The organism is Pseudomonas sp. (assembly GCF_049300855.1).
In the GTDB taxonomy this organism is placed as follows: domain Bacteria; phylum Pseudomonadota; class Gammaproteobacteria; order Pseudomonadales; family Pseudomonadaceae; genus Aquipseudomonas.
In genome coordinates, this window is record NZ_JBAQKH010000028.1 from 77049 (window position 1) to 102771 (window position 25723).

The following is a 25723-nucleotide window of genomic DNA, read 5'->3' on the forward strand; positions in this document are numbered from 1 at the left end:
GCGTCAGCACATTCAACATTGATGTCGGCTGATCTACCGCTATCGCTGGCAAGCCAGCTCCCACAGGGGCCAGGGTGACTTCAGGATTTGTATTTCAGGCAGCGATGGCCGGGCGCATTGGGGATTTTTGGATTTCCGGAATCGCACCAAACAACGCCTTCTGCACCGCCTGCTGCGCCTCGAACGCCAATGCCGCACGCTCACGACCCTGACAGGCAATCGGCTTGAGCAGGTGCACTTCGACATCGCCGCAATCATTGCTGAACAGGCGCATCAGGTGCGAGAGCAAATCGTCGTCACCAATGAACGGTGCCAGTGCATCGATTTTGCCGTCACGCAGATAACGAATCGCCACCGGTTGCAGCATCACCTCGGAATCAATCGCCGCCGACAACAAGCGGCCGTGAAAGGTACGTAGCGAGCGGCCATCGGTGGTGGTGCCTTCCGGGAACATCAGCAAGGCGTGCTCGGTTTGCAGGTGACGGGTCATCTGCTTGCGGATCAACTGGCTGTCGCCCGAACCGCGACGGATGAACAGGCTGCCAGCCTTCGCCGCCAGCCAACCGGCTACCGGCCAGGTACGCACTTCGGCCTTGGACAGAAACGACAGCGGCGTAAGCATCCCCAGCAGCGGAATATCCGTCCACGACACATGATTGCTGACCCACAGCATCGGCTGTTTCGGCAGCTCACCGTGCACCGTCACGCGAAAGGGCAGGGCGTTGCTCAAGCGCGCCATGAAGAAGCGCGACCAACGCTGACGCCGCTCCATCGAATGCGCCAGGCCAATGCGTTCAAATACGCCGAAGACGCTGGCCATGGTCAAGCCCAGCGACACCACCAACAGCACCCGCGCGATCCGCGCGTACACCCGCAACCGGCTCATTACACAGCCGCCTTAAAGTGCTTGGCGTAGCGCGGGCAGAGTTCGTCGCGCTTGAGCAGGATGAACACGTCGGCGACCTGAAAATCTTCGTCCCAGCACGGCTCGCCGCAGATCTTCGCGCCCAGACGCATATACGCCTTGAGCAGTGGTGGCATTTCCGCGATTACGTTCGATGGAATATCCAGCGTCGGCAGCGGATTTTTCGGCTCGGCGCGCAGGTGCTCGGTGCACAGATAGCGTTCACGCAGACGCTGCATGATCGCATGGGCCTGAATGCCGCCGTCCTGCATCGGAATGCTCGCGCAACCCATCAGATAGCTGTAGCCGCCCTGATTCAATACTTCGGCCAACTCGCCCCACAACACCGCGATGGTGCCGCCGTTGCGGTACGCCGGGTCGACGCAGGTGCGGCCGATTTCGAGGATCGGGCCTTTCAGATGCGCGAGGCCGTGCAGGCTGAACTCTTCTTCACTGTAGAACTTGCCCAGGCTGCTCGCGGCGGTGTGATCGAGCAAACGCGTGGTCGCGACCAAACGGCCGGTGTTCAAGTCACGCACGCCGATGTGGCTGCAGTGAACATCATAATCATCCATGTCCAGACCCAGTTCCGCGCCTTTCAGTTTGGCGTTGAACTCGCCACTGAAGACGTTGAAGCGCAAGGCCTGGGCTTGCTGCAAGGCCTCGGCGCCGATCAGGCGTTCGGCTTGCAGGCGGCGTTCATTGCCGGTGTCGCTGATGCGGGCGATCTGAGTCATGTGAATCTCCGTACGGGCCTTTAACCCGTCGTGGGTTGCAGCCGATCGACTTTCTTTATGCAGCCGTGTTGTGCAAAGTCAGGCTATGTAGCCCCGGTGTCATCGCCATGAACGTTCGGTGATGCTTATATGACAGCCCACGAGGAGCCTCTTATGCCCTGGCCAGATCTGCTGCACAGCCGCGACCGATTGCCCGCCGTTGCTGACCTGGCCGAGGGGTTTGCGACGTTGTTACAGCAACTGGGCAACGTCACGCCGTTCGAATTGGCAGTGGCGGGCGGGCGGCGGATGGCGACGCCGGGGCTGGCATTTCTGATCGGTTATCAAGCGGCTTTGCGCATGTTGTGGCCGAGTGCACCGCTGAGTCTTGGTGCGTTGTGTGCGACCGAACAGCGCAGTTTGCGCCCGGCGGACATGCAGACACGGTTGAGCGATTTGCGCCTCAATGGACGCAAGGATTTCGTCACCGCTGGCGATGCGGCGGACTGGTTGCTGATCGCTGCGCGCAGTGAAGAACCGGGTGAAACGCCGCGTTTAAGTCTGGCGGTGGTGTATCCAGGCGAGCCCGGTGTGACTGTGGAGAAATTGCCGGCGCTGCCGTTGATGCCGGACATCAGTCATGGCCGGTTGGAGCTTGATGGCGCGTTGTGTGAGTTGCTGGCGGGGGATGGTTGGGATGCTTACGTCAAACCGTTTCGCACGCTGGAAGATGTCTATGTGCTGAGCGCGATGACTGCGTGGCTGTATGGCGTCGGGCAAGACAGCGACTGGCCGCAAGCGCTGCAATTGCGTTTGCTGGCGCTGTTGGCCGGGTGTGCCGAGGCGAGTCGGCAGCCACCGAACAATCCGGCCGGGCATGTGTTGCTGGGCGGGTTGTTTGCGCAGTTTGAAGCGCTGGAGGGGGAGGTGAGTCAGGCGTTGGCTGACGGGCCGGCAGAATGGGCGCAGATGTGGCAACGCGATCAAGGCGTGATGCAGTTGGCGGCGGGGGCTCGGGCCAAGCGTCTGGCCAAGGCTTTGGCTGCGGGCTGAAGGGCCTCATCGCTGGCAAGCCAGCTCCCACAGGTTTCACAGGTGTTCACAAAATTTGTATTCACTAAAAACCCCTGTGAGAGCTGGCTTGCCAGCGATGGCGATTTCATGGAAAAGCAAAATCTCAAATTTGTCATGAGTCCCGGCTAGTCTCAGCAGGTTCTCTCCAAGAGCCCTCACCATGTGCAAAGGTCTGTCGCTGTTTCTGTTGCTGATCAGCTTCACCGTTCACGCCGAACAATGGCCGGGCGAAGAATGGCCAACCGGCCCAAAGATCACTGATACAAGGGAGCTGGAGAGTTACGCCTTCCCACCCCGCGACGACACCACCCGCCAAGGCATCCGCACCGACGCCTTGCTGATCATCCGCGACGGCCAGATCATCTACGAACGCTACGCCGCCCCGACCACCGAACACACCCCGCACCTGACCTGGTCGATCAGCAAAAGCCTGATGGCCACCGTCCTCGGTGTGGCGTATGGCGAAGGCCTGTTCAAACTCGACGATCCGGTCGCGAAGTTTTACCCACCACTGACCAAACACCCGGCGATACAAATCGCCGATCTGCTGCACTGGGCCTCTGGCATCGATTGGCAGGAAGACTACGAATACGCGCCGCTGAAATCCTCGGTGGTGGCGATGCTCTACACCCGTGGTCATCGCGACATGGCTGCATTTACCACCGATCACGATGCCTACGCCGAACCGGGGCAGGCCTTCCGTTATTCCAGTGGCGACAGCAACTTGCTCGCGGCAGCGTTAAAAAATATCGTCGGCCCTGAGCGTTATGCGGATTATCCGTGGACGGCATTGTTCGAACCGTTAGGCATCCATCACGCCGTGTGGGAAACCGATGCCAGCGGCACGTTTGTCGCTTCCTCTTATGCCTACCTCACCGCGCGGGATCTGGCGCGCGTCGGTCTGCTGATGGCCCGTGACGGGCGCTGGAATGATCGGCAACTGCTGCCCAAAGATTGGCTCGCGTTCAACCTCAAACCTTTCGCCGGTTATAAGGCTCATCAGGACGAAGCGGTGCCCGGCGGCCAATGGTGGCTCAATCGCCCGGTCGATGGCGCCGCCTCGCCGTGGCCCGACGCTCCGCCCGATACCTTCGCTGCCTTGGGCCATTGGGGCCAGGCGCTGTACGTGATGCCCAACGAGAAACTGGTGATTGTGCGCTATGGCGATGATCGCGATGGCAGCTACCGCCATAACGAGTTGCTCAAACGCGTGTTGAAGGCGGTGCAGCCATGAAGCGCTTTTTGCTGTTGCTGTTGGTCGTGCTGCTCGGCTGGATCGTCTACGAGCGCGAAAATCTGTGGGCCTTCCCCGACATCATCAGCGCCTACACCGCCAAGGAATATTGTTCCTGCCGTTATGTGATGAACAACGACGCCGAATACTGCCGTGGCTACGTCAAACAATGGCTACCCACCAGCACCTTCACGGATGACCCCGCCAGTAAAACCATCACCGTCAGCGGCATGGGTCGCAGCAATCGCGCCCAGTGGCAAAGCGAACGGCAAGGCTGTCGCCTAAATCCCTGAAAACACGCAATCCTCCTGTGAATAGAGGCCCCTGTGGGAGCTGGCTTGCCAGCGATGGCGCCGGCACAGGCAATATTTGTCTGACTGATACACCGCCATCGCTGGCAAGCCAGCTCCCACAGGGATTTTCAGCAAGTGATAGATTTGCGGCGACCGAGTTTGCAATAACCGCGGGGGCGGTTAAGGTTCGTGCAGGTTTATCAGCCCCACGAGTGTTCAATGTTCAACCGCTCCCTCAGTGCAACCCTGTCCAGCCTGCTGCTCGCCGCCGTCGCGCTGCCGGCGCAGGCCAATTGGTATCTGGACGGCGAGTCGTCGCGGCTGTCGTTCGTCAGCACGAAAAACGCCCATATTTCTGAAGTGCAGCGCTTTCTGGTGCTGCACGGCAAGGTCGACCCCAACGGTCGCGCCGAAGTCGAAGTCGAGCTGGACTCGATCAACAGCGGCATCCCGCTGCGTGATGAGCGCATGCGCAAGGAGCTGTTCCAGATCGAGCAATTCCCCGAAGCGACCATCACCACCCAGATCGACCTGCGCCCGATCAACGATCTGGCCCCCGGTGCGCAGCTGGAGTTGCGTCTGCCGCTGACCGTCAACCTGCACGGCAAACAACATGAATACCCCGCCGAACTCTTGGCAACGCGTCTGGATGACCGGCGTTTTCAAGTGGTGACGCTGGAACCGCTGGTGATCAATGCCGAGGATTTCGACCTCGTGCCGGGGCTGGAAAGCCTGCGCAAACTTGCCGACCTGTCGGCCATCAGTCTGTCGGTGCCGGTGGGTGCGGTGCTGATTTTCACGGCGCGCTGACATGCGCGGCGCAGTGTTCCCATGGCGGGACGGCAACCGTTTCGAGCTGTTGATCGACGGCCCGCAATTCTTTCCGCGCATGCTCGAGCAGATCGCTGGCGCGCAGGAGCAGATTGAACTCGAACTGTATCTGGTCGAGGCCGGCGCCTGTGCCGAAACCATCGTGCAAGCGCTGGTGCTGGCAGCCGAGCGTGGCGTGCGCGTGCGGTGCCTGTTCGATGATTACGGTAGCCTGGCGTTTACCCTCAATCTACGCCAGCGCCTGACCCATGCCGGCGTTGAGCTGCGTTTCTACAATCGGCTGAACTGGCGGCGCTGGGTCGGTAATTTCTATCGTGATCACCGCAAATTGCTGCTGGTCGATCAGCGTCTGGCGGTGGTCGGCGGCACTGGTGTCACCGATGAGTTCTGGACGCCGGGCCATGACACCAGCGAGTGGCACGAAGTGATGGTCGAGATCAGCGGCCCGTTGGTGATCGACTGGCAATTGCTGTTCGACCGACAGTGGATCGCCAACCGTTATCGCCGCGCCTGGCGCCCGGCCGCGCATTTTGGTCTGCCACGGTTACCCCGCGTGCCGGACAAGGGCGAAGGCATGGGCCGCGTGGCGTATGCCGATGCCCGCCAGCACCGCGACATTCTGCAATCGCTGTTTCGCGCCCTGAACAGCGGACAAAAACGCATCTGGATGGCCACGCCGTATTTTCTGCCGACGTGGAAAATCCGCCGCTCCCTGCGCAAGGCTGCCGCGCGCGGAGTCGACGTGCGGCTGCTGTTGACCGGGCCGCGCACCGATCACCCGTCAGTGCGCTACGCCGGGCATCGCTACTACCCGCGACTGCTCAAGGCCGGCGTGCAGATTTTCGAATACCAGCCGTGCTTCCTGCACTTGAAAATGGTCTTGGTCGACGATTGGGTGAGCATCGGTTCGTGCAACTTCGATCACTGGAACCTGCGTTTTAATCTGGAGGCGAATCTGGAGGCGCTGGATCCGTCGTTGACGGCAGCGGTGCAGGCGAGTTTTGTGAAGGACTTCGGGCTGAGCCAGCAGGTGAGTCTGGAAGAGTGGCAGCGCCGGCCGCTGTGGCGGCGGGTCAAGCAGCGGGTGTGGGGCTGGGTGGATCGGGTGGTGGTTAACATCCTCGATAGACGCGGCTAGTCGCTCACGTTGATCGTTCCTACGCTCTGCGTGGGAATGCAGCCCGTGATGCTCCGCGTCACTGGACGCGGAGCGTCCCTTGAGGCATTCCCACGCGGAGCGTGGGAACGATCAGGGTACTGCGGCGTTGGTTACAGCAATTCAAAGCTTTGCTGCGTCACGTCTTGGGAATCCAGGCCGATCTGCACGTTGAACTTGCCAGGCTCTGCCGCGTACTTGAGCTGGGCGTTGTAGAACTTCAGGTCATCCTCGCTGATGGTGAAGTGCACGACTTTCTGTTCGCCGGCCTTGAGCATGATTTTCTGGAAGTTCTTCAGTTCTTTCACCGGGCGGATCATCGAGCCGGTGACGTCCTGAATATACAGCTGCACCACGGTTTCGCCGTCACGCTGGCCGGTGTTTTTCACCATGACGCTGGCGTCGAGCTTGCCGGTGGCGTTCAGGGTGGTCGACGACAACGCCATGTCACTGAGGGCGAATTGGGTGTAGCTCAGGCCATAACCGAACGGGAACAGCGGGCCTGTGGTGTCATCGAAATACTGCGAGGTGTAGTTGCCCGGTTTGCCCGGCGTGAACGGCCGGCCAATGCTCAGGTGGTTGTAGTACGTCGGGATCTGGCCCACGGAGCGCGGGAAGGTCACCGGCAATTTGCCCGACGGGTTGTAGTCGCCGAACAGTACGTCAGCGATCGCGTTACCGCCCTCGGTGCCGCTGAACCAGGTTTCCAGAATCGCGTCAGCCGACTGGTTCTCTTCGAGGATGGTCAGCGGACGGCCGTTCATCAGCACCAGTACCAGCGGTTTGCCGGTGGCTTTCAGCGCACGGATCAGCTCGCGCTGGTTTTGCGGGATGTTCAGGTCGGTACGGCTGGAGGATTCGTGGGACATGCCACGGGATTCGCCCACGGCGGCGACGATCACGTCAGCGTCCTTGGCGGCTTTTACCGCTTCGTCGATCAGCACGTTGGCCGGGCGCGGATCGTCGACCACTTCCGGGGCATCGAAGTTGAGGAAGTTCAGGTAGTCCAGCACCTTCTTGTCGCTGGTGATGTTGGCGCCACGGGCGTAGATCAGGTTCGACTTGTTGCCGATCACTGCGCTCATGCCGTCGAACAGGGTCACCGATTGCGCCGGCTTACCGGCAGCGGCCCAACTGCCCATCATGTCGATCGGTGCTTTGGCCAATGGGCCGACCAGCATGACTTTCGCGTCTTTCTTCAGCGGCAGGGTTTCGTTCTGGTTCTTCAGCAGCACCAGACTGCGACGCGCCACTTCACGGGCTTCGGCACGGTGCAGACGGCTCTCGGCGTAGGTGTCAGCCGGATCATCCTCAGCCTTGCCAATGCGCAGGTACGGGTCCTTGAACAGGCCCATGTCGTACTTGGCCGCGAGCACTTCACGTACGGCGTTGTCGATGTCTTTCTGTTCGATCTCGCCGGACTTGAGCAGCCCCGGCAGCTCTTTGCCGTACAAGGTGTCGTTCATGCTCATGTCGATGCCGGCCTTGATCGCCAGCTTCGCCGCTTCACGACCGTCGCGGGCGACGCCGTGCTTGATCAGTTCGAAGATCGCGCCGTGGTCGCTGACCGCCAGGCCTTTGAAGCCCCAGTCGCGGCGCAGCAGGTCGTTCATCAGCCAAGTGTTGGCGGTGGCCGGAATGCCGTTGATCGAGTTCAACGCGACCATCACGCCACCGGCGCCGGCATCGATCGCGGCGCGGTACGGTGGCAGGTAATCCTGGTACATCTTCACCGGACTCATGTCGACGGTGTTGTAGTCGCGACCCCCTTCAACCGCGCCATACAGGGCGAAGTGTTTGACGCTGGCCATGATGCTGTCAGCCGCGCTCGGGGTGGCGCCCTGATAGGCGCGGACCATGACGCCGGCAATGCGCGAAGTCAGGTAGGTGTCTTCACCGAAACCTTCGGAGCTGCGGCCCCAGCGCGGGTCGCGGGAAATATCGACCATCGGCGCAAAGGTGATGTCGAGGCTGTCGGCAGCGGCTTCCTTGGCGGCAACGCGCCCGGACTGGCCGATGGCATCCATGTCCCAGCTCGACGCGAGGGCCAGTGGAATCGGGAAAATCGTACGGTGACCGTGGATCACGTCGTACGCGAAAAACATCGGAATCTTCAGGCGGCTGCGCATGGCCGCGTCCTGCATCGGTCGGTTTTCCGGGCGGGTGATCGAGTTGAACGTGCCGCCGATGTTGCCGGCCGCGATCTCTTTGCGGATCAGCTCGCGGGGCATTTCCGGGCCGATGCTGATCAGGCGCAACTGGCCGATCTTTTCATCGAGGGTCATCTGGTTCATCAGATTGCTGATGAACGCATCCTTGTTTTCCAGAGGTGCCGGGGTCGTGGCGGCCAATACTTGATGACTGGCCAGGCTGACGAACAGGCCCAGCAAACACAGCTTCTTCATGAATGTTTTTTCCAAAAGCCTGTTCGGCATTGAGTTCGTGCCGTTCAGCAAGAATAAGGAGCGGCTATTGTTGTTGGTGCAAATGCAGCACACTTATGCGCTTGTATTGCTGATCAAGGGTTCGCATTGGGCATCTTTTAGCCCATTGGGCTGATGCAATCCAGTGGTGGCGGCAGATTATGCCCCAAGAGCCCGGTTTGTTGGTCGCAGGATATTTTTCAATGGAATGGACGAGGGAGCTTCGCCCGATGAATGTAAAACACCCCTACCGATCGAGCCTGAAAATGGCCGTCATCCTGTTGCTGAGCACATGGCTCGCCGGTTGCGGCATCAACACCATTCCGACGCTCGACGAACAGGTCAAGGCCGCCTGGGCACAGGTACAAAACCAGTACCAGCGCCGCACTGACCTGATTCCCAACCTGATGGAAGTGGTCAAGGGCTACGCCAAACACGAAGAGGCGACCCTGACTGCCGTGACCGAGGCCCGAGCCAAGGCTACCTCGATTCAGGTCGATGCCACGACCCTCGACAATCCGGAAAAACTCAAACAGTTCCAGCAGGCCCAGGATCAACTGTCCGGTGCGCTGAGCCGGTTGATGGTGGTGTCCGAGCGCTACCCGGACCTGAAAGCCAACCAGAACTTTCTGGCCTTGCAATCGCAACTTGAAGGCACGGAAAACCGCATCAGCGTGGCCCGTCGCGATTTCATTCTCGCCGTGCAGAAATACAACACCGAGATTCGCACGTTTCCCGGACGCCTGTGGCACAGCGTGATGTACAGCGATTTGCCGATTCGCGAAACGTTCGAAGCATCTGCCGGCAGCGAGAAGGCACCCCAGCTGGAATTTTGATTAACGCCGCAAGGGCGATGTATTCCCCAGGGATGAGGTTGCAATGCAAGTTTTGAGAACAGGCCTGGCGCTGCTGTTGTGTGTCATGGCGATGGTGGTACATGCGGAGTTGACGTTTCCGGCATTGACCGGGCGAGTGGTCGACGACGCTCACATGATCCAGCCCGCGGTCATCGAGCAACTGACCCGGCAACTCCAGGCCCACGAAAACGCCACCGGCGAACAGGTGGTTGTGGTCACGGTGGAAAACCTGCAAGACACCGCGATTGAGGACTTCGGCTATCAGTTGGGGCGGCATTGGGGGATTGGCCAGAAAGGCAAGAACACCGGCGCGCTGCTGATCGTTGCCCGCGATGAGCGCAAGCTGCGCATTGAGGTCGGCTACGGCCTGGAAGCGCGCCTGACCGATGCGCAGAGTGCCGTCATCATCAACCAGGTGATTTCACCGGCGTTCAAAAACGGCAAAGTCAGCCAGGGCATCAGCGACGGCGTGGCCGCGATGCTGGTGGTGCTGGGGGGCAACCCGCTGGACGAGGCCGAACCGGAACACGAGACGTCCTTCAGCCAGTGGTTTGCCAACACCATGGGGTTATTGTTCTTCCTGGCCCTGCCGTTTTTGATGACGTACTGGTTCCTGTGCATGATCGGCGTGATCAAGACCGCTCCGCGCAGTTCCTCCGACGACCCTTTTGACAGCGGCGGCTCCAGTGGCGGCGGCAGCAGCGGTGGTGGCGGTGGCGGCTACAGCGGCGGCGGTGGCAGCTTTGGCGGCGGCGGTGCTTCGGGCGGCTGGTGATGGCGCAGCAGGCAACAACAATAATGAACAGGCGTGGGTAAACATGGCATTACTGAGTGAATACGAACAACGCAAAGTCGCCGAGGCGATTGCCCGGGTCGAGCGTGACACCGATGCGGAACTGGTGACGGTGCTGGCGGCGCGTGCCGACGATTACGCCTACATCCCGCTGTTGTGGGCGAGCCTGCTGGCGCTGCTGGTGCCGGGCGTCGTGCATTACCTGAGCGGTTGGTTGACAGTGCATAGCCTGTTGCTGGTGCAATGGATCAGCTTCTTTGCGTTGAGTCTGTTGTTTCGTCAGCCGCGCATCCTTCAGCACCTGGTCCCTCGCCGAGTGCGCCACTGGCGCGCGTCGAACCTGGCACGCCGGCAGTTCCTCGAACAGAACCTGCACCACACGGTGGGCAGCACCGGGGTGCTGATTTTTGTCTGCGAGGCTGAGCGTTATGTGGAAATTCTGGTGGACGAGGGGATTTCCAAACGGCTGGACAATAAAACCTGGGATGCGATTGTTGCTGCGTTTACCGAGCAGGTGCGGCAGGGGCGCACGCTTGAGGGGTTTGTGACGTGCATCGAGGCGTGTGGGGAATTGCTGAAGGTGCATGTACCGGTGACGCAGGTCAGGAATGAGTTGCCGAATCGTCTTGTGGTGTTGGCCTGATGGGCTAAAAGCCAAAGCCCCTCACCCCAGCCCTCTCCCGGAGGGAGAGGGGGCCGACCGAGGTGTCTTGCGCTCGACATCGACCTGAAAAACCGAGTCGATTATGGATTCAAGGCAACTCGTTCAAACCTGAGTTCGGCTCGGTATCTCAGGTCGGTGTAACTCGTGAAAACACCTCGGTCAGTCCCCTCTCCCTCCGGGAGAGGGCTAGGGTGAGGGGCTCTTAACAACCGTTCGGTAAATAAGAGCGTGTCCCCAACCCCCATCCCCCCTAAAATACCCGCCATTCCCGATATCGCCCGTCCGAGGCCGCTTTTCCATGTCTGTTACTGCTCCTGCCAACCCGCCCGCGCCCGATCACCACGCCCAGTTCATCGAGTTGCTGCAAAGCAGCCTCGAACACAACGGCTTCATCAAACTGGTGTTGGCCAAGTACGTCGGTGAAGAGGCGGATCTGCAGCGGGTCATCATCAAACCGGTGACGGTCAAGGCGCAGCCGAATCTGTCTTTCGTCTATCGCTACAAAACCCGCGACATCACCAAAAACCTGCCCTTGGTCGAAGGGGTGGCGGCGATTGCCGAGCTGTTGCCGGCCTCGTTCAAAAATGCCCATTTGCTGACGCTGACCGACGAAGCGCAGCTGGAATACAGCAAAAAGGGCAAGAGTTCACTGTTCAAGAGCAAACCTCAGCAATTGCGCGAAGCGCCGTCCGCCGAGCACAACCGCGAGAAGAATCGCTTCCTCGAACTGAGCCGGCCGTTCCTCAAGGACCTCGGCGTGACCAACGCGCAACACGAGTTGATCCCGGCGATGTCGCGCAAGTGGAAACAGATCAACAAGTTCATCGAAGTGTTCAGCCATGCCCTGACCACGTCGCCGCTGGCGCTGGACCAACCGGTGCGGGTGGCGGATTTCGGTTCGGGCAAGGGCTATCTGACCTTTGCGATTCACGACTACCTGCGCAACACCTTGCAGGCCGAGGGCGAAGTCACCGGCGTCGAGTTGCGTGAAGAGATGGTCAACCTGTGCAACGCCGCCGCGGCGAAGCTCGACCATCCGGGCCTTGTGTTCAAGTGCGGTGACGTGCGCAGCGTCGCGCCGAGCGAACTGGACGTGATGATCGCCCTGCATGCCTGCGACATCGCCACTGACTACGCGATCCACACCGGCATTCGTTCAGGCGCGTCGATCATCATGTGCTCGCCGTGCTGCCACAAACAGATCCGCTTGCAGATCCAGAGCCCGGCACTGCTCAAGCCGATGCTGCAATACGGTTTGCACCTCGGTCAGCAGGCGGAAATGGTCACCGACAGCTTGCGCGCATTGTTCCTTGAGGCCTGCGGGTATGAGACCAAGGTGTTCGAGTTCATCTCGCTGGAACACACCAACAAGAACAAGATGATTCTCGCGGTGAAGCGCGCCGAGCCGGTGAATCCGGCTCAGATGTTGGTGAAGATCGAAGAGTTGAAAGCGTTCTACAACATCAGTGAACACTGCCTGGAAACGCTGCTGCGTGCTGACGGTTTCCTGGCCTGACACAAAACCCTGTGGGAGCGAGCTTGCTCGCGAAAGCGGACTGACAGGCAACGATGATGTCGCCTGTTACGGCCCTTTCGCGAGCAAGCTCGCTCCCACATTTGATTTCACCGCAGTCTTGCGGCCGAGCATGACGGTCGCAATCACGCCGCAGGCGAATACCCAGGTAATCGGTTCGACATGTTCACCAAAGAACAGCGCCGAAAACGCGATGGTGAAGAAGATCTGCAGCAACTGGATCTGACTGACCCGGGCGATGCCACCCATGGCCAGCCCGGCGTACCACGCAAAGAAGCCGAGAAACTGCGAAAACAACGCCACATAACCAAACGCCCACCAGGTCTTGGCCGACACCGCGCCATGATGCTGCAGCGCCAGATACCACACCGGCCCGATCAACAGCGGCGTCGACAGCACCAGCGCCCAGCAGATCACCTGCCAGCCGCCCATCTCCCTGGCCAACCGGCCACCTTCGGCGTAACCCAATCCACCGACTGCAATCGCGCCGAGCATCAACAGATCGCCCGCCTGAATACTCCCCGCGCCGGTGTACAACGCATAACCGAGCACCAACGCACTGCCCAGCGCCGCGCAGGCCCAGAACGCTTTTGACGGACGCTCATGGGACAACCACGCGGCATACAGCGCCACGCACAATGGTTGCAGGCCGTTGACCAGTGCGCCGTGGGACGCCGGCAAGGTCTGCATGGCCCACGCCGACAACACCGGGAAACCCAGAATCACCCCGACGATCACCAGGCTCAGGCCTTTGACTTGCTGCCAGGTCGGCCATTTCTCGCGGCGCCACAACAACAGCAACGCTGCCGGAATCGCCGCGAACAACGCGCGGCCCAAACCGTTGAGCAGCGGATGCAGTTCCTGCACCACGATGCGGGTGAAGGGCAGGGTAAGGCTGAAAATCACCACGCCGAGCAGGCCGAGGGCCATGCCGGTGTTTTCGCGCGAGGACATGAGGGGGAACCGGAATCGTAAGTGGCAGGGAATAGCCTTCATCAAGCCATAAACCGTGCAGTTCGGGCTGTTACAGCTAGGCACAGACTTATCCGTACAGTTTGAGATCGCATCGCTGGCAAGCCAGCTCCCACAGTGTCCGAGTTGAACACAACATCGGTGATCGCCTCAGAACCTGTGGGAGCTGGCTTGCCAGCGATGAAGTCAACTCGGTAGTAGCCGGTTGTTACCCGACCTTGCGGATAAGGTCTACCTTCAATACTCCCAAGCATTCTCCAGAGGAGTCCTCCCCATGGCCGCGAAAAAGATTCTCATGCTGGTCGGCGATTACGTCGAAGACTACGAAGTGATGGTGCCGTTCCAGGCCCTGCAAATGGTCGGTCACACTGTCCACGCCGTGTGTCCGGACAAGGCTGCCGGCAAAACCGTGCGCACTGCGATCCATGACTTTGAAGGCGACCAGACCTACAGCGAAAAACCCGGTCACCTGTTCGCCCTCAACTTCGACTTCGCCAACGCCAAAGAGACCGACTACGACGCACTGTTGATTCCCGGCGGTCGTGCCCCGGAATACCTGCGGCTCAACGAAAAAGTTCTCGATCTGGTGCGTGCCTTCGACAAGGCCGGCAAACCGATTGCCGCGGTCTGCCACGGTGCGCAATTGCTGGCAGCGGCGGGCGTTCTCGAAGGTCGCGAGTGCAGCGCCTATCCAGCCTGCGCGCCGGAAGTGCGACTGGCGGGCGGTACGTACATCGACATTCCGGTGACGGACGGCCACGTTCAAGGCAATCTGGCCACAGCCCCGGCATGGCCGGCGCATCCGAACTGGCTGGCCGGTTTCCTTGGTTTGCTCGGCACTAAAATCACCCTGTAACGAGGAATCGCCGATGTGCGAGCTCTACGTTAAAGCTGACCCGATTCTCTACGAATCACGCTCGCGCTCGCTGCGCATCTGCGGCGTGGTGACGACGTTGCGCCTGGAGAATCAGTTCTGGGACATCCTCAGCGAAATCGCCGAGGTCGACGGCATGACCACCAACCAACTGATCGCCAAGCTGTATGAAGAGGTGATGGATTATCGCGGGGAGGTGGTGAATTTCGCCTCGTTCCTGCGGGTGAGTTGTACGCGGTATCTGAGTCAGCGGCGGGTGAGTGCGCCGGAGTTGTCAGTGGTGCGGGCAGTGGTGAAGTAGCCGAAACCGAGTTGACCCGATCGCTGGCAAGCCAGCTCCCACAGGTATTGTGATGCGGCGCAGTTATAGGGCACACAACAGACCCCTGTGGGAGCTGGCTTGCCAGCGATTGGGCCGGTACAGGCGACAGAAGGCTGGGGCTGGTCTTTACTCTGAAGCGCGAAATCTCTCAATCGCCAAGGAGAAACGAGCATGTCCGGATGGTACGAACTCAGTAAAAGCAGCAACGGCCAGTTCAGGTTCGTGCTGAAAGCGGCGAATGCCGAAACGATTCTGACCAGCGAGCTGTACACCACCCGCGCGGCGGCCGAAGGCGGCATTGCCTCGGTGCAGACCAACAGTGCGCTGGATGAGCGCTACGAGAAGAAGTCGACGAAGGACGGCCATCCGTACTTCAATCTGAAAGCGGCCAATCATCAGATCATCGGCAGCAGCGAATCGTATTCCTCGGATGCGGCGTGCGACAAAGGCATTGCCAGCGTCAAGGCAAACGGACCGACGAAAGTGATCAAGGACAAGACGCTGCCGGTGCTCTGAACCCTTTTTATAGCCACCACCATTCCTGTGGGAGCTGGCTTGCCAGCGATGAGGCCATTTCATTCAGCATCGATGTTGAATGAACCACCGCCATCGCTGGCAAGCCAGCTCCCACAGGTTTTTGCGTTGTCAGTGAATCAGCGCAGGGTTTTCAGCAGTGTTTGCAGCTGGGTGTGACCCGCCTCATTCAACGGGAAAACCGGCAAGCGCGGATCGCCGACCTCCAGCCCGGTCTGCCGCAACCCGGCCTTGATCGTCGCCGGCAAGCCACCCTTGAGGATGAAGTCCAGCAACGGCAACTGGCGATAGAACAACTCGCGGGCGCGATCCAGGTCACCGGCCATGGCGGCCGCGTACAAGTCCAGATTCAGTTGTGGAATCAGATTCGGCGCCGCCGTGCACCAACCTTTCGCCCCGGCGGCAAACGCCTCCAGCGCCAGCGGATTGCAGCCGTTGTAAAACGGCACCTGACCGTCGCCCAGCAATTGCAGCTTGTGCATGCGCTGAATATCGCCGGTGCTCTCCTTGACCATGGTCACGTTTTCCACACCGTTGACGATGCGCAGAATCAAATCCACCGACATGTCGGTGCCGCTGGTGGCCGGGTTGTTGTAGAGCATGATCGGCACGCCGATGCGCTCGCCGATGGCGCGGTAGTGGGCGAGGATTTCCGCTTCAGTCAGCTTCCAGTAGGAGGCCGGCAGCACCATCACTACATCAGCGCCATGAGCTTCGGCGAATCGCGCGCGGCGCACGGCTTTGGCAGTGGTCAGGTCGGACACGCTGACGATGGTCGGCACGCGTTTGGCCACGTGTTTGATGCTGAACTCGGCGACCTGATCCCACTCCGCGTCGCTCAGGTAAGCGCCTTCGCCAGTGCTGCCCAGTGGCGCGATGGCGTGGACGCCGCTGTCGATCAGGCGATCGATCGATTGCCCGAGCGCTGGCAGATCCAGGCCTTCGCCGTTGGCGCCGAACGGGGTGATGGTGTAGCCGATGATGCCGTGAATAGTGGACATGGGAATCTCTCCGTAACAGGGTTCAGTTCAGGCAATCGGCGTGTTGACGCAGGTTCTGCCGGGCGTAGTAGTTGAAGGCCGCGGCGTGGCGTTTCGGCTTGGCGATCCAGTCATGCGCCTCGCGACCCAGCTCCGGGATGATCGGCTTGATCGTGCCGGCGGCCATCGCCAGCAGTTGCAGCTTGGCCGCGCGTTCGATCAGTTGGGCGATGACGCATGCTTCTTCAATGGTCGTACCGGTCGACAGCTGACCGTGGTGCGAAAGCAGGATCGCGCGTTTGTCGCCCAGCGCGCCGGCAATCAGTTCACCTTCTTCGTTGCCCACCGGCACGCCCGGCCAGCCCTCGAGAAACGCGCAGTCGTCGTACAGCGGACACAGGTCCATGTGGGAAATCTGCAGCGGCACTTCGAGCATCGACAGCGCTGCCACGTGGGTCGGGTGAGTGTGGATGATGCAGTTCACATCCGGCCGGGCGCGGTACACCCAGCTGTGGAAACGGTTGGCCGGATTGGCCATGCCGTGACCTTCGAGGACTTCCAGATCTTCGTTGACCAGCAGCAGGTTGCTCGCGGTGATTTCATCGAAACCCAGGCCCAGTTGCTGAGTGTAATAAGTGCCGGGCTGCGGGCCACGGGCGGTGATTTGTCCGGCCAGACCGGAGTCGTGGCCGTTCTCGAACAGAATCCGGCAGGTCAGGGCCAGCTTTTGCCGGTCCGTCCACGTATTATCCGCCAGGCTTTTTTGCATCTGGGTCAGCGCTTGCTTGACCAGTTGGTCTTTGGGTAGTGCTAATGTCTTGGCCATGTCTGTGTCCTTTGGGTGATTGCAAATGACACGAAAGAGGCTATATGACACAAAGTGTCATTGGCAAGCACAAATCGTCGCTTCCTCCATGGAATAACCGCTGCGCATGTCTATCCGTTTGAAATTATTGAGAAAAAAACTCGGGGTAACGCTTGAGGCATTGGCCGAAAAATCCGGCATGACCAAGAGTTATCTGTCCAAGGTCGAACGCGGGCTCAACACGCCGTCGATTGCCGCTGCGTTGAAACTGGCGAAAGCGCTGAACGTGAAGGTCGAGGAATTGTTCTCCGAAGACAACGTCAGCCTCGACAGCTACAGCCTGGTGCGCAGCCACGAACGGCAGTCACTGGCGGCGAATGATCAGAGCCCGGGGTATGCGGTGCTGGCGCATCAGGTCAGCGAGCGTAACCTGCTGCCGTTCATCATCTACCCGCCCAGCGAGTTCACTGACAAAACCTTCAAGGAGCATTTGGGCGAGGAGTTTCTGTTCGTCCACGAAGGGCAGGTCGAAGTGGATTTCATGAACGAGAAGGTGCTGCTGGAGCGCGGTGATGCACTGCACTTCAATGCGCAAAAGCCGCACCGGATCAGATCAGTGGGCGATGTGCAGGCGCAGTTGCTGGTGGTGGTGCACAGCGCCGAAGAATGAGGTGTCTGCTAAAAGCTTCGCGAGCAAGCTCGCTCCCACAGTAGTCCGCGTTCCAATGTGGGAGCGAGCTTGCTCGCGAAGGCGTCAGACCGGTTTACATCAAACCTCGACCGGCACCGACAACTTCGGACTGCCCAGCGCATGCGTCTTCGCATCAAAAAACCGCAACGCAACCCCGGTGCCCTCGAACACCTGCGCGTAATGGCGCTTCTGATGCTGAACAAACGCCGCACTGCGCGGATAAATCGAGATCGCCACCGTTGCCGGTTTCGCCAGGCGCAGCGCCCGCACGATGTGCGCATCCTGCTCGCCCAAGGCATGGCCAAAGATGCACAAACTGCCGCCATGCCCGAGCAACTGCTGATAACAGAACGACAGATAATCCGAACTGCGGATGGTCTTGAGCTTGTCCGCACTCGGCCCTTCGGTGACGAACAGCGGCACGTCGTCCAGCGTCTTGAGCGTGTTGTTGATCGCAAAACTGCCGAGCAGTGTGCCCTCGGTCGAGGTCAGTTTGCGTGCAGTGCCGTCCTGATTACGCACCAGGTGCAGACCCCCGTGCAGGTACAGCAAACGCGGTTTGTCGGTGGTGCTTTCGCTCAGGTCGAAACTGGCATTCGGACCGTTGAACAGGTCATCGATCGCTTCGCTGTTGTGTTGCAGTGCCCAGTAGTTGAGCAGGTCGTAATTGGTGGTGAACACCGTGCGATAGCGCGCCAGTTCCTCATTCAACACCGTCAGCGTCGCAGGCTCGATCAGCCGCCACGGAATGTGCACCGCGTGCACGGTGTTGATCAGCGCTTCCTTGATCGCGTAGTAACGGTTGCGCGGCGCGGCGGAGCTTACGGCCAGCGCCTTGTTGACCCGGCTGGTGGTTTTCAGCGCGCCGAGCACCTGCTCGAAGCTGCGCGTTTGCATGGCGTCGAACACCGCCAGTTCCGACGGACTCAGCGGTTTCTCTTCCACGGTGCGGGCGTTTTCGAACAGCGAGTCGTAGCCGAAGTCATCCCAGACCGCGCGGCTGGCACCGTTGCCCACCAGCAAGCCACTGAAGTCGGTCGCGGCGCGCAGGGCGTTCCAGTCTTCGAGGGTGGCGTCGACATCGAGAAAATCGGTCATTGCGTAGGCGGTCTCAAAACAAAGGGGCTGATGGGCGGCGACTTTATCACGAGCGGGCATTGAGCCAGATCAACATCCGCCGTGACCGATCGGTCGATCCTGTGTGCATCCGCCGGATCGGCGCAGTCGATTCGGCCCCAGTCAGGAGACGCACGATGAGCAGTACCTTTTTCATTCCGGCGGTCAACATCATGGGCAGCGGCTGCCTCGACGAAGCCATGGTCGCGATCCGCAACTACGGTTTTCACAAGGCGCTGATCGTCACCGACGCCGGGCTGGCCAAGGCTGGCGTGGCCACGATGATCGCCGAGAAACTGGCTATGCAGGACATCGATTCGATGATCTTCGACGGCGCCAAACCCAACCCGAGCATCGCCAACGTCGAGTCGGGCCTGGGTCTGCTCAAGGAAAGTCGCTGCGATTTCGTCGTGTCCCTCGGTGGCGGTTCGCCCCACGACTGCGCCAAAGGCATCGCCCTGTGCGCGACCAACGGTGGGCAGATCGCTGATTACGAAGGTGTCGATCAATCGAGCAAGCCGCAACTGCCGCTGATCGCCATCAACACCACCGCCGGCACCGCCAGCGAGATGACCCGTTTTTGCATCATCACCGACGAATCGCGCCACGTGAAAATGGCCATCGTCGACCGCAACGTCACGCCGCTGCTGTCGGTCAACGACCCCGCCCTGATGGTCGCCATGCCCAAAGGTCTGACCGCCGCCACCGGCATGGACGCGCTGACTCACGCCATCGAAGCGTACGTGTCGACTGCGGCCAACCCGATCACCGATGCTTGTGCGCTGAAGGCGATGACCCTGATCAGCAACAACCTGCGCCTGGCCGTGCGCGACGGCAGCGACCTCGCCGCACGGGAAAACATGGCGTACGCGCAGTTCCTCGCCGGCATGGCCTTCAACAATGCTTCGCTCGGTTACGTGCATGCCATGGCGCATCAATTGGGTGGTTTCTACGACTTGCCCCATGGCGTGTGCAACGCCGTGCTGCTGCCGCATGTGCAGACCTTCAACGCGCTGGTCTGTGCCGAGCGGCTGACCGATGTCGCCCACGCCATGGGTGCCGACATTCGCGGCTTCAGCCCGGAGGAGGGGGCACAAGCGGCGATCAGTGCGATCCGTTGTCTGGCCAAAGACGTCGAGATTCCCGGCGGACTGCGTGAACTCGGCGCCAAGCTCAGCGACATCCCGATCCTTGCAACCAACGCCCTGAAAGACGCTTGCGGTTTGACCAATCCTCGGGCGGCGGATCAACGCCAGATCGAGGAAATCTTTCGCAACGCGTTTTGAAAACAGGAGGATGGGCGAACAGCTTTAACCGGTCTGTTTGCCCGTCTTGCGTGCCCCGATCACTGTAAATGTCCGAACGCGCGCCCAGTCTGATTTTTTGCCATCGGCACGGTGGATGGCCGAAATTCGATGCTCGCCGACAGAAAACCTTACGGGTTTTTCTGTGGCCCATTTGCCTTGCGGGTTGACCAATGCGTAAGCAATCCAGAGGTCCTTGTCCAGGTCGATGATGTCGACCATGCCTGCGGGGTGTTGTACGTCGCCTTTGATGATCACCGCTTTATCCAGCACCTTGCCCTCTCGCGGTTCAGCTATCGCCGGTACGTCGAGCCCCGATTGCAGATCGACGTCGAACGAACGATCGTTACTCCAGACTGACACCGTTTCCCTATAGGTCTGGCGGGCCTTGATCACCTGTGGTCCGTGCTCCAGATCACCACTGACACTGAACGCCCAGCGCCCGTTTTTGTTGATTTTGCCCTTGCCGTGCAATTGGGTTTCGTCGCTACTCCAGACCTCGACATCGGCGCCGGGGATACCGCTGCCGAGCAGAAGTGTTGAGGGTTTGCAGATTTCTCCGGCTGCGGGATAGGTCACGTACGGTGCGGGCCACGGTTCGAGGGGCGCTTGCGTTGCCCGGTGGGTCTTGTTGTTTTTGGTCACGTTCATGTCCGCCTGCTGATTTGGAGCAAAAGACTGACATGGGTTTGTGTATTTCGAACCTGTAAGAACTACCAGTCTTTTAGACCTGATCGATTGGCGGGTTATTGCTCTTTGTTCTAAAAAGCTGTCATTTCTGTCAGTTGTCTGCTGTGGCTGCCTGGGATCGAATGCTCTGACAACGAGGGGCGACCCCGCCCGCTTGAGGAGCACACGACTATGCCGACATCCAGAGCATCTGAAGCGCAGTCAGCGGGAGAGCTGGACAGTTCCTTTGGTCTGCGAACGCTGAAATTTCCCGGAGCAAGCAAGACCATTGGCGAAGGTGTGGCGACGACGCCGTCGGGACAGATCATGGTCAGCGCGACCGTTATCGTTGCATCGGGCCATGCGTATTACGGATTGGCACGGCTCGATGCCGATGGCAATCCAGACCCGACGTTTGGCAATGCCGGCTACCGTTGGGAGCAATTCGGCAATGGCGTGTTTTCACAGGGCGGCAGATTGATCGTCGATATGCACGGCCGGATCTGGATGTGCGGCCTGATCAACAAAGCCCCCACGGGTTACCAACAGGTCATCGCTCGATTCAAGCCTGACGGTTCGCTCGATCCCGAGTTCGGTGATGAGCAGACAGGTTTCAAAGTCGTGCCCATGCGTATTCCGGCGCTGACCAATGCCTTTGACGGCAGCCTGGTATTGGCAAAATCCGCACCTCAGGTGGCATCGCCGGATCGATTGCTTTTCGTCACATCCAAAGGGGGGAACGGCTTACTGACGCGGTTCTTGCTTGATGGCAAGGACGACGTCGAGTTTGCTGGCAAAGGCTGGATTCACCTGACGCTGCCTGATGTGGCGATTACGTTGCATGGGGTCACGCCGTTGTACGACGGCGAAATTCTGCTGCATGGCAAGACCGAAGTGACCAACCAAGGATTGGTCATGGCTTTCGACAACGCCGGAGAGGTGGCCAGGTCGTTCGGCCAGGGCGGTACTTTGTTGCTGAATTTGCGCCATGGCGGCGCATCGCTCGAGAGTTCGGTGAATCGCATCGTTGTGCAATCGGCGCAACGCTTGTTGTTGATCGGATCCGCCGTCGAGTCGTCGGCCGGGGAGAAACGTCAGCACGGGTTTATCAGCGGGATCACCCGCGTCGGTGGCTTTGATCCCGCGTTCAACGGCGGCGCGCCAGTCATCACTGTCGCAACGCAGTCACTGGATCTGAAAGGCTGGAGCGCCGGGTTTGCGCTGGATGATTTTCCCGGCCCGCGAATCGTCACGCTCGGGCAGACCTCGGCGGGGCAACGACAGTTGCTGACCGGGGGCTTTTTGGTCGATGGCGCCGTGGATCCGGCATTTGATGTCGAAGGCGCGGCCGCTATCGAGTGGATTGCGCAGGATGCCTGTCTGCAGGGTTCGTCGGTGCTGGTGCTGGGGCAGAGCAATGAAGCGGCTCAACTGGTGCGATTGTTGACAGCGACGGACTGACGGCGGGGTATTCACAGGTGTCGAGGTGATTGAAATCCGGGCTATCCTGCCGACTCGGACGAACCCCAGTCAGCGAGCCCTCCATGCTGCAAAAAAGCCTGATCCGCCGCCTCGACCTGATCACCCTGCAACTGTTTGTCGCCGTGCACGAAGAGGGCACGCTGACCCGTGCCGCCGCGCGTGAAGCCATCGCGGTGTCGGCGGCGAGCAAACGGCTGATGGAGTTGGAAGAGGCGCTCGGGATCAGCCTGTTCGTGCGTCAGGCCAAGGGCATGACGCTGACGCCGGCCGGGGAAACACTGCTGCACCATGCGCGGCAGATGCTCTTCAACGTCGAGAAAATGGGCCTGGAGCTCGGCGAGCACAGCCACGGTGTGCGCGGTTATGTGCGCATGTTGGCGAACCTCTCGGCGATCATTCAGTTCCTGCCCGAAGACCTGCGCGACTTCTCCGCGCAGCATCCGCAGGTCAAGACCGACCTTGAAGAGCGGCCCAGCGCCGGGGTGATTCAGGGCGTGCTCGATGGCGTAGCTGATCTCGGGATTTGCTCCAACGACAGCGACACCAAAGGCCTGCACAGCGTGTTGTACCGCGAGGACAAACTGGTCGTCGTGATGTTGCCCGAACATCCTTTGGCGGCGCGTGCGGCCGTGGCGTTCGCCGAAACCCTGGACAGCGATTACGTCGGTTTGCACGCCGCCAGTTCGATCAACATGCGCACCCACGCGGCGGCGCGGCAGGCTGGCAAAGTCCTGCGTATCCGCATTCATGTGCCGGGGTTCGATGCGGTGTGCCGGATGGTCCAGGCCAACATGGGCATCGGCATTTTGCCGCAGCGTGCCTATGAACTGTTTGGTCAGGCATTGGGGTTGCACGCGGTGCCGTTGACGGATGACTGGTCGGATCGCGCGTTGATTGTGGTGGTGCGTGACGAGGCGCAGTTGTCGCCGGTGAGTCGGTTGTTGTTTGAGCATTTGCGCGGGTAGGGCGCATAGATCTCCAGTGAATGTTCCGGCCTCTTCGCGAGCAAGCTCGCTCCCACAGTTTTTACTGTGCATTCAGATTTTGCGGCTGACCTCAATCCCTGTGGGAGCGAGCTTGCTCGCGAAGGCGGCCTCGAACTCACCACATCAACTTTGAGCGTTCGCATTTGGCGAACGCCCATTGCCGAGAGACGGCTGGATTGCCCGATCATCGTTCCTCTAGCCTTGGCGCATATTCCAAGAACAAGAGGTACCCCGCGATGACTGCTCCCTTGAGTGCGATCAAAGTGATCGAGATCGGCACCCTGATCGCCGCGCCGTTTGCCGCGCGCATGCTCGCCGAGTTCGGCGCCGAGGTGATCAAGATCGAAGCCATGGGTCAGGGCGACCCACTGCGCAAATGGCGCAAGCTGCACGAAGGCACGTCGCTGTGGTGGTACCTGCAATCACGCAACAAGAAATCCCTGGCGCTCAACCTGAAATCTGCCGAAGGCATCGAACTGGTCAAACAACTGGCCAGCGATGCCGACGTGATCATCGAAAACCTGCGCCCCGGCGCGCTGGAAAAACTAGGCCTGGGCTGGGACGTGCTCCACGCGCTGAACCCCAATCTCACTCTCGTGCGCATCTCCGGTTACGGCCAGACCGGCCCGTACCGCGATCGTCCGGGTTTCGGCGCGATCGGCGAGGCCATGGGCGGCATTCGTTACACCACCGGCACCCCCGGTTCGCCACCGGCACGGGTCGGCGTCAGCCTTGGTGATTCGCTGGCCTCGCTGCATGCGGTGATCGGCGCGCTGATGGCGCTGCTGCGGGTCAAGACCGGGCAGGGCGGCGGGCAAGTGGTCGACGTGTCACTGGCCGAAAGCGTGTTCAACGTCATGGAAAGCCTGGTGCCGGAATACGACCTGCTCGGGCATGTTCGTGAGCGCAGCGGTGGTGCGTTGCCGGGCATTGCGCCGTCCAACACCTACCTCACGGCCGATGGCGCTTACGTGGTGATCGCCGGCAACAGTGACCCGATTTACAAACGGTTGATGCACATCGTCGGGCGCGACGATCTGGCTGAAGCAGAAGAGTTCGCTCACAACGATGGGCGCGCGGCCAAGAGCGGTTTGCTCGACGCCGCCATCACTCACTGGACCAGCAGCCTGCCGATCGACGACGTGCTCGCCGCGCTCGAAGCCGCTGAAGTGCCCGCTGGGCGCATCTATTCGGTGGCCGACATCGTTGCCGATCCGCATTATCAGGCGCGGGACATGTTGCTCAACGCGCAACTGCCCGGCGGCGCCACGGTGAAGATGCCCGGCATCGTGCCGAAGCTCTCGGAAACCCCCGGCGGCGTGAACTGGTCGGGGCCGTCACTTGGCCAACACACCGACGGCATTCTCGCCGGCCTCGGCCTGACTGAACTCGACATCGAACGCTTGAAAAGCCAAGGGGTGGTGCAATGATCACCGACTATTCGCAAACCCTGATCGTCCAGGAAGTCTCACCGCGCGACGGCTTGCAGATCGAGCAGACGTGGGTGGAAACCGCTGACAAGATCGCGCTGATCGATCAACTGTCGCTGGCCGGTTTCAGCCGCATCGAAGCCGGCTCGTTCGTCTCACCGAAAGCCATTCCGGCACTGCGTGATGGCGAGCAAGTCTTCACCGGTATTCAGCGACAGCCGAGTGTTATTTATGTCGCGCTGATTCCCAACCTCAAAGGTGCGCAGCGTGCATTGGTGGCGGGTGCCGATGAACTGAATCTGGTGATGTCCGCCAGCCAGACACACAACATGGCCAACATGCGCATGCGCTGCGAGGATTCGCTGGCGGCGTTTGGCGAGATTGTCGCGTTCGCCAGCGGTTCGGGCGTGCGCCTCAATGGCAGCATTGCGACGACGTTCGGTTGTCCGTTCGAAGGCAAGATCGACGAGGATCGCGTGCTGCAGATTGTCGACGCTTATCAGGAGCTCGGTATTGCCGGCATCACCCTTGCCGACACCACCGGCATGGCCAATCCGCGTCAAGTGGATCGCTTGGTGCGGCGGGTGCTGCAGCGGGTTTCGCCGGCGGATCTGACCCTGCATTTCCACAACACCCGTGGTCTGGGATTGTGCAATGTACTGGCGGCTTATGAGGCCGGTGCCCGGCGTTTCGACGCGGCGCTTGGCGGCCTCGGTGGTTGCCCGTTTGCGCCGGGGGCGTCAGGCAATATCTGCACGGAAGATCTGGTGAATCTGTGCGCTGAGATCGGCATCCACACCGGCATTGATTTGCCGCTGTTGTTGCAACTCTCGCGCAGCTTGCCGGATCTGTTGGGCCACGAAGTGCCCGGCCAACTGGCCAAGGCCGGGCGCAACTGCGACCTGCACCCAATTCCCACCTGAACACCGCTATTCCCCGTGGGAACGGGCTTGCCCGCGATGAGGGCGTCACATCCAACGTGGATTTCGACTGATCTCACGCCATCGCTGGCAAGCCAGCTCCCACAGAAAAGCGCTCCACAGTGAGCGTTATGACCAGACAACAAAAACAATCGGACG

Annotated in this window: 26 protein-coding genes; 18 read left to right on the plus strand and 8 right to left on the minus strand. The window is 60.3% G+C overall.

The window, feature by feature from the left end:
* Nucleotides 1–94 precede the first annotated feature (94 nt).
* Complete coding sequence (locus WA225_RS14410; protein WP_422608411.1) at nt 95–886, minus strand: lysophospholipid acyltransferase family protein; 792 nt, start codon at nt 884–886, stop codon at nt 95–97.
* Nucleotides 886–1641 carry an L-ornithine N(alpha)-acyltransferase gene (olsB, locus tag WA225_RS14415; RefSeq protein ID WP_422608412.1) on the minus strand — a complete coding sequence of 252 codons (756 nt, stop codon included), beginning with the start codon at nt 1639–1641 and terminating at the stop codon, nt 886–888. The genes WA225_RS14410 and olsB overlap by 1 nt, the downstream gene beginning before the upstream one ends.
* Nucleotides 1642–1794: 153 nt before the next feature.
* Here olsB and WA225_RS14420 point away from each other — a divergent pair, with 153 nt between their 5' ends.
* The 5 genes from WA225_RS14420 (at nt 1795) to WA225_RS14440 (ending at nt 6190) form a co-directional block, all read left to right on the plus strand.
* Complete coding sequence (locus WA225_RS14420; protein WP_422608413.1) at nt 1795–2673, plus strand: acyl-CoA dehydrogenase; 879 nt, start codon at nt 1795–1797, stop codon at nt 2671–2673.
* Between the two features lie 181 nt (nt 2674–2854).
* Nucleotides 2855–3928, plus strand: coding sequence for a serine hydrolase domain-containing protein (locus tag WA225_RS14425; RefSeq protein WP_422608414.1), 1074 nt, complete (start codon nt 2855–2857; stop codon nt 3926–3928).
* On the plus strand, nt 3925–4221 hold the full coding sequence (locus WA225_RS14430) for an amidase (RefSeq protein WP_422608415.1): 297 nt from the start codon (nt 3925–3927) through the stop codon (nt 4219–4221). Before WA225_RS14425 ends, WA225_RS14430 begins: the two co-directional genes overlap by 4 nt.
* A 219-nt stretch (nt 4222–4440) precedes the next feature.
* On the plus strand, nt 4441–5031 hold the full coding sequence (locus tag WA225_RS14435; protein WP_095113826.1) for a YceI family protein: 591 nt from the start codon (nt 4441–4443) through the stop codon (nt 5029–5031).
* Nucleotide 5032: 1 nt separating this feature from the next.
* Nucleotides 5033–6190 carry a phospholipase D-like domain-containing protein gene (locus tag WA225_RS14440; protein WP_016982796.1) on the plus strand — a complete coding sequence of 386 codons (1158 nt, stop codon included), beginning with the start codon at nt 5033–5035 and terminating at the stop codon, nt 6188–6190.
* Nucleotides 6191–6321: 131 nt separating this feature from the next.
* Here WA225_RS14440 and bglX read toward each other — a convergent pair whose 3' ends face one another.
* Nucleotides 6322–8613, minus strand: a complete 2292-nt coding sequence (bglX, locus tag WA225_RS14445; RefSeq protein WP_422608416.1) for a beta-glucosidase BglX — start codon at nt 8611–8613, stop codon at nt 6322–6324.
* A gap of 248 nt (nt 8614–8861) precedes the next feature.
* On the opposite strand from bglX, the gene WA225_RS14450 reads away from it, so the two are divergent.
* From WA225_RS14450 to WA225_RS14465, 4 genes are all read left to right on the plus strand, one after another.
* Complete coding sequence (locus WA225_RS14450) at nt 8862–9467, plus strand: LemA family protein (RefSeq protein WP_422608417.1); 606 nt, start codon at nt 8862–8864, stop codon at nt 9465–9467.
* Between the two features lie 43 nt (nt 9468–9510).
* A complete protein-coding gene (locus WA225_RS14455) occupies nt 9511–10263 on the plus strand; it encodes a TPM domain-containing protein (protein WP_422608418.1) in 753 nt (250 codons plus the stop codon).
* Between the two features lie 43 nt (nt 10264–10306).
* On the plus strand, nt 10307–10924 hold the full coding sequence (locus WA225_RS14460; RefSeq protein ID WP_422608419.1) for a TPM domain-containing protein: 618 nt from the start codon (nt 10307–10309) through the stop codon (nt 10922–10924).
* A 319-nt stretch (nt 10925–11243) separates the two neighbouring features.
* Nucleotides 11244–12461: a class I SAM-dependent methyltransferase gene (locus WA225_RS14465; protein WP_422608420.1), complete on the plus strand. Its 1218-nt coding sequence runs from the start codon at nt 11244–11246 to the stop codon at nt 12459–12461.
* A 66-nt stretch (nt 12462–12527) separates the two neighbouring features.
* Here the strand turns inward: WA225_RS14465 and WA225_RS14470 are convergent, their stop codons facing one another.
* Nucleotides 12528–13433 carry a DMT family transporter gene (locus WA225_RS14470; RefSeq protein ID WP_422608421.1) on the minus strand — a complete coding sequence of 302 codons (906 nt, stop codon included), beginning with the start codon at nt 13431–13433 and terminating at the stop codon, nt 12528–12530.
* A 292-nt stretch (nt 13434–13725) separates the two neighbouring features.
* Between WA225_RS14470 and WA225_RS14475 the strand changes: the two genes are divergently transcribed.
* The 3 genes from WA225_RS14475 (at nt 13726) to WA225_RS14485 (ending at nt 15163) form a co-directional block, all read left to right on the plus strand.
* Entirely contained in the window at nt 13726–14307 is a 582-nt protein-coding gene (locus WA225_RS14475; RefSeq protein WP_422608422.1) for a DJ-1/PfpI family protein, read from the plus strand.
* 13 nt (nt 14308–14320) lie between these two features.
* Complete coding sequence (locus tag WA225_RS14480; protein ID WP_016982789.1) at nt 14321–14626, plus strand: ribbon-helix-helix domain-containing protein; 306 nt, start codon at nt 14321–14323, stop codon at nt 14624–14626.
* A gap of 192 nt (nt 14627–14818) precedes the next feature.
* Nucleotides 14819–15163 carry a YegP family protein gene (locus tag WA225_RS14485; protein ID WP_422608423.1) on the plus strand — a complete coding sequence of 115 codons (345 nt, stop codon included), beginning with the start codon at nt 14819–14821 and terminating at the stop codon, nt 15161–15163.
* Nucleotides 15164–15300: 137 nt separating this feature from the next.
* On the opposite strand, the gene WA225_RS14490 is transcribed toward WA225_RS14485, so the two are convergent.
* Together WA225_RS14490 and WA225_RS14495 are read right to left on the minus strand one after the other, a co-directional pair.
* On the minus strand, nt 15301–16182 hold the full coding sequence (locus tag WA225_RS14490; RefSeq protein WP_422608424.1) for a dihydrodipicolinate synthase family protein: 882 nt from the start codon (nt 16180–16182) through the stop codon (nt 15301–15303).
* A gap of 22 nt (nt 16183–16204) precedes the next feature.
* On the minus strand, nt 16205–16987 hold the full coding sequence (locus WA225_RS14495) for an aldolase (protein WP_007911518.1): 783 nt from the start codon (nt 16985–16987) through the stop codon (nt 16205–16207).
* Between the two features lie 106 nt (nt 16988–17093).
* On the opposite strand from WA225_RS14495, the gene WA225_RS14500 reads away from it, so the two are divergent.
* Entirely contained in the window at nt 17094–17636 is a 543-nt protein-coding gene (locus tag WA225_RS14500; RefSeq protein ID WP_422608425.1) for a helix-turn-helix domain-containing protein, read from the plus strand.
* A 99-nt stretch (nt 17637–17735) separates the two neighbouring features.
* Here the strand turns inward: WA225_RS14500 and WA225_RS14505 are convergent, their stop codons facing one another.
* Nucleotides 17736–18755: a DUF4917 family protein gene (locus tag WA225_RS14505; RefSeq protein ID WP_422608426.1), complete on the minus strand. Its 1020-nt coding sequence runs from the start codon at nt 18753–18755 to the stop codon at nt 17736–17738.
* 155 nt (nt 18756–18910) lie between these two features.
* On the opposite strand from WA225_RS14505, the gene yiaY reads away from it, so the two are divergent.
* Nucleotides 18911–20059 (plus strand): L-threonine dehydrogenase, encoded by a 1149-nt coding sequence (yiaY, locus tag WA225_RS14510; RefSeq protein ID WP_422608427.1) that lies wholly within the window; start codon nt 18911–18913, stop codon nt 20057–20059.
* A gap of 24 nt (nt 20060–20083) precedes the next feature.
* On the opposite strand, the gene WA225_RS14515 is transcribed toward yiaY, so the two are convergent.
* Nucleotides 20084–20728: a hypothetical protein gene (locus tag WA225_RS14515; RefSeq protein ID WP_422608428.1), complete on the minus strand. Its 645-nt coding sequence runs from the start codon at nt 20726–20728 to the stop codon at nt 20084–20086.
* 210 nt (nt 20729–20938) lie between these two features.
* On the opposite strand from WA225_RS14515, the gene WA225_RS14520 reads away from it, so the two are divergent.
* The 4 genes from WA225_RS14520 to WA225_RS14535 all read left to right on the plus strand — a co-directional run bounded on the left by WA225_RS14520 (nt 20939) and on the right by WA225_RS14535 (nt 25567).
* Nucleotides 20939–22207, plus strand: a complete 1269-nt coding sequence (locus WA225_RS14520) for a hypothetical protein (RefSeq protein ID WP_422608429.1) — start codon at nt 20939–20941, stop codon at nt 22205–22207.
* Between the two features lie 83 nt (nt 22208–22290).
* A complete protein-coding gene (locus WA225_RS14525) occupies nt 22291–23193 on the plus strand; it encodes a LysR family transcriptional regulator (protein ID WP_422608430.1) in 903 nt (300 codons plus the stop codon).
* A 257-nt stretch (nt 23194–23450) separates the two neighbouring features.
* Nucleotides 23451–24644: a CaiB/BaiF CoA transferase family protein gene (locus WA225_RS14530; RefSeq protein ID WP_422608431.1), complete on the plus strand. Its 1194-nt coding sequence runs from the start codon at nt 23451–23453 to the stop codon at nt 24642–24644.
* Nucleotides 24641–25567, plus strand: coding sequence for a hydroxymethylglutaryl-CoA lyase (locus tag WA225_RS14535; protein ID WP_422608432.1), 927 nt, complete (start codon nt 24641–24643; stop codon nt 25565–25567). Before WA225_RS14530 ends, WA225_RS14535 begins: the two co-directional genes overlap by 4 nt.
* The last annotated feature ends 156 nt before the right edge of the window (nt 25568–25723 follow it).